The 4849-nt window shown below is 52.3% G+C and carries 2 protein-coding genes; both read right to left on the bottom strand.

Annotation, left to right across the window (positions count from 1 at the left end; all coding sequences use genetic code 11):
- Positions 1–242: 242 nt before the first annotated feature.
- Positions 243–3503 carry a hypothetical protein gene (locus GX117_05695; protein ID NLO32837.1) on the bottom strand — a complete coding sequence of 1087 codons (3261 nt, stop codon included), beginning with the start codon at positions 3501–3503 and terminating at the stop codon, positions 243–245.
- Positions 3500–4849: glycosyltransferase (locus GX117_05700; GenBank protein NLO32838.1), on the bottom strand; the 1350-nt coding region annotated here is incomplete at its 5' end. The genes GX117_05695 and GX117_05700, both read right to left, overlap by 4 nt.

Raw genomic sequence — 4849 nt, forward strand, 5'->3', positions numbered from 1 at the left:
GGGGCCGAAAAACGGAGGACAGCGTGTTGCTTGATTGCTTGGCAGCGTAAAGGGCTGTTATTCAGGGGACACTAATTTACACCGAAAATTTGTTTGACCTTAAGTGGCGCCTGCTACTGGGCAAATGTGCAACCCAGATGGCGGTACCAGTTGCTGCCTTTGATATTCCGGGGTTATCAGGAGCACAAAAACAGGCCAGCTATACTAAAGTACAACTGACCTGCAACTCTGCCCCTCACTAGTCAATACTGTGCGAATACCTCAGCAATGATTGGGTATGAGCGCTTCAATCGCTCTTCAAACATTGGTAAATCCCATTGCTGCCAGGTGTAGCTGCGCAAAGCGGGCAGCAGCTCTTGATCAATTGCTGGGAAGGAATCAGCAACAGTGCCATCTCCGTTCATAAGGAGCGCACCAATTCCAATGCCATCAATAATCACACTTGCTTCCAGCCCTTCTTTGTACAAGTCCCCCATGAACTCCTTGCGGCTTGGGTCTTTGGACTGCAAAAGCAACCAAGGCAGGCGAATCTCCAAGGTGCCATCGGAACCCCAGGAGAAGTCGGTCAGTGAGTCATACGTCTGGTCCCCAGGATCGCCATTCCCCTTTCGAAGCAGGCCGGTCTCAAAGTCGGTCCACGCGATCCCCTTCTCATCGTAAAGTGGCGCATATTCCCGGCTCAACACATAGCGAATCCGCGAAAACACACCGCTGTCTGTTTTTGGTGTTTCTGGAAGAGGCCGAAGCAATTTTAATACGTGTCCATACAGGTATTGATAGAAGTCATAGTAGGGGTCAATTTTTAGCCGCTCTTGACCCGGCTGTAAATCAACAAGAAAGTCAATTCCCTGGGAAAAACCGATCGGTTCGCCAGGACCCGCGATGGTACGGTTCCCCTGCATAGGTACGGTGTCAAGCAGAATCAGCGGATACTGTCCGGGTGACATGGACGTATCCAACCTGATGTACAGATAACGCTCATCATGATCAACATACAGCGCCCGCAATATGCCACCAGCGCCTTCGTAAAGGCTGGGAGCCGACCAGTCGTCCTTTGTTGTTCCGTTTACGCGAATCTTGTGACGGTCGAAACTCAACAGGCCAAATTGCTGCTCATTCGTCTGCGCATTTGACCAGTACGGACGGCGAGTGGGGTTATCGTAGTCCATCGTATTCCACGTTCGCTTGAACCACTCATCCTGCCATGTAAACAGCAAACCACCCATTGCGCCTTCCGACATGATGTCCTCAAACAGATGCGCATCTATCTGCCCCTGTTGCTCCTCCGACAGTAAGCCTTGGTTCCAGCCAAAGCGGCTTTCATGTGCCATCCCGCGGGAAGCTGGCACACCAAACTCAGCGATAAGCACCGGCAAGGTATGGGCGGCCATCAGCTCATGCAAGTAGCCGGCGTAGTTGTTTTCCTCGCCGCGGAAATCCAAGTAAGTTTGGTATTTCTCATCGTGGTTAATGAAGTCCGGGTAATACGGATATACATGGTAAGATGCGAACTGACCGACCTGGTCCATTTCACCCTTTGTGATAATTGCATTGGGGTCCACGCTGACCCAAGCTTCCACACCAGACAAGTCCGATGGATGGCTGAGAATATCCGTCGTGGGCCAGTTGGTGAAACTCATGGGGCGAAGTGAACCATACTTCTCCATCTCATAGGCGGTAAGCAAGTCCATCTGTTTCGCCAGCCAGTGTTCAAATGCCGCGCCACCCTTTGTTTCAAACAAGGTACCCTGGTATGTTCCCGTATCCGGGTTGTTCTCATTCGTTCCATGCACCAAGGCAGGGTCCCACTCAATGCCAATAATCCAAGCAGTTACATAGTCTGAAACGTCAGCACGATAGGTACCGGAAGCGTGGCCCGGCGTTGGCGGAACGACAATGTTCCCATGAATCGCATCAGCGATTTTCCTCATTTCGTTCTGGAAATCCTGCTCAATTGCTGGATGGAAAGCATCTTTGTGCGCAGCAATCGCTTCTTCGTTGACCCAAACACCCTGCATGATATAAAGCGGAGTAGGGTGGCTTTCATTGAAATGCTTCAGCGCGCGATAGAATCCAGGAGGATGCAGCGTATAGATACGAACCGTATTCGCATTCATTGCCGCAATCTGCTCAAACCAACGGTAATACTCTTCCTCGGTAATTGCAGCCTCCCCCGGGAATGTGCCGGGCTTGGCCATGCCCATGTTGACGCCCTTCACAGGAAGGTCCTGCCATTCCCCTTGCCGGAGAACTTGCAGGCCGTTCTGTCGAACACGAGAAACAAACTTGGGACTGTTTTGTCCCGACGATATCTCGGTAGCTGGTTGGCTTGTGGCGTCTCCGTTCTCCATCGCCGGGGGCTGGTGTTGGGTCCCTTCCTTCATCTTCTCAAGCGTGCTATCAAGCGTATTCAGTATATTTTGCATCATCGGAAGGTATGTCTGCCAGTATAGGGCATTCACGGAATGTTGCTCAGCGAAGCCGTATATCGAGGGTAGTCCCGTTGCATGGTACAAGCGGGGCACCTGAGATACATCATTGTAGTCACCGGCGAAGTAATAGGACGAGGATGTGGCGGATTCCCGTTTCACAACAGCGGCAAACTGTTCGGGTATGCCCTTCTGCGCCAACAGTTCCTTTCCGGCCTCCGATAGGTGCCACTGATACTCCGCCAGAACGACCGCGCCCTCCTGCGGCGTTACCAGATCGAACCAATAATGGTAATCGGGGCTTGTTTCCAGCCCGAACTGCTCCCGGCCCGCCTGTGTGAATGTCAGGTGGATGCGTGGTTCCTCAAGGTGCAAATCCCTCTGCAGCACAACAACATCAAAGGTGAAGTCATTTACCAGAAGAAATCCCTCACCGCTGTAGGTCCAGCTGTCGCCAAACTCATCCAGGATCCACTGCGGAATTTCTTTGTTTTTGTCCGGATTCAGTTCATCAAAGTAGCGTCCCACCCATCCGGACCACTCCAAACCCAAATAGTCGACCACACTGTCCCTGACTGCCGGGTCAGTTGGCGAAGCGAAGCTGTTGAACTCGGCAATCAGCAGACTATGTTCACGCGCGTTGATCCACGAAATGATGGACTGCCAGTCCTTCTGGTCCAAGCCGCCATATACCTTGGGCGAACGAGCGCCGGCTCTGGGGCCCACATTGTAGGGAAGGTCTTCAGTGTATACGCCATACGTATCCGCCAGGTAAACCGCCGCATAGGGACTCAAATCGCTTGGCAGCGGCCGTATTTCGTGGCTTCTGTTCGCATCATTCGGGTAGAACCCGAAGAAGTCAGTCTTGCGGTTATAGTCTGTGCCATCTTTGCTCTTCATTTTCAGATGATTGAGCAGGAAGGTAAGCCCTTGGTGCTCTCGAAAACTTTCATCCGGCACTGTCATATCCAATATGGCGATCGGCATTGCCTTGGAGGGCAACAGTTGCCAAAATAGGAATGGAAGCGTGCCCAGAAACAGCAGAATGACTAAGGCAACCAAGACCTTCCTCATGCTCGTCCCTCCTTGCCGGATAGCCCGCTGCGCTGCATATCTCCCCATACCTTGCGACGAAGGAGGCTTTGCACAATGCCCTCCATCCGCCAGATGAGCGTTAGTGGACGGTACCAGAAGGGTTCCACCAGCGAAATAAGCACCAGCTTGGCTGTCTGCTTGGGATTGGGGTACTCACTCATGCTCCATGCCTCCAACAAAATGGAGGAAACAGAGTACAACATGCCCACCAGCACGAAGAAGACTCCAAGCAGGATGGCGAACTCCAGATAGATCTTTCCGGTGAAGAAGGCGAAAATCAAATAGATGTAGCCGCCCAACTCAATAACCGGCCCCAGACACTCAACAATCCAATAGTAGGGCAAGGCAAAAACGCCTATCGCTCCATACTTCAGGTTCAGTGTCATGTTTCTGTGCTTCCAAAGGCTGTCAATCAGGCCCTGATGCCAGCGGCGGCGCTGAAGCCGCAGCACACGCATACTCTGTGGTGCTTCCGTCCAGCAAATTGGCTCTGAAGTATACTCCATGCGCTTGTTAAGTTTATTCGTCTTAATCCAACGATGCAGCTTCAGAACCAGCTCCATGTCTTCGCCAATCATTTTGGTGGAATAGCCGCCGACCTCAACCACGGGCTGCTTGAGAAAGACGCCAAAGGCGCCTGAAATAATCAGAACAAGGTTGTACTTGCTCAAGCCCACCCGGCCGACAAGGAAGGCGCGCACATACTCCAGCATCTGGGTGAGCACGAGCATGTTGTCTGACAAGCCAGCCTTGAAGATGGACCCAAGCAAAATCTTGTGTCCATTCGCGATACGAATGCTGCCACCTGTGGCAATTACCTCATTCCCTGAGCGCAAAATGGGCTTCATGGCTCTGAGCAGAGAGGATTCTTCCAGGATAGAGTCTCCGTCAATGGAGCAAAAATACGGGTAACGGGAGAGGTTAATGCCGGCGTTGAGCGCGTCTGCCTTCCCACCGTTCTCTTTATCAACCAGGAAGAGGTGTGGGTGGATGGCAGACTGATAAACGCCCCTAATTTCTTTCGTTGGCAGCCTTGGGTTGTAGTCCCGCTTTACCGGATGCATCCGGAACTGCTCAATGGCCAATTTCAGCGTTTGATCCTTCGACCCGTCGTTTACGATGATAATTTCCGTCTGTGGATAGCGAAGACCGAGCAGAGAACGAACGCTATCCACGATTCCGGCATCTTCGTTATAGGCGGGCACCAGGATGGAGACGGGTTTGGACAGAAGGGCGCTGACAGCGTCCTCATCCATCTCCGACTTATCCAGGCGATATCGCCGCCTTAAATCAACAACGGCGAACACCATCATCAGTCCATACAC

The sequence above is a fragment of the Candidatus Hydrogenedentota bacterium genome, from assembly GCA_012523015.1.
Classification (GTDB): domain Bacteria; phylum Hydrogenedentota; class Hydrogenedentia; order Hydrogenedentales; family CAITNO01; genus JAAYBJ01.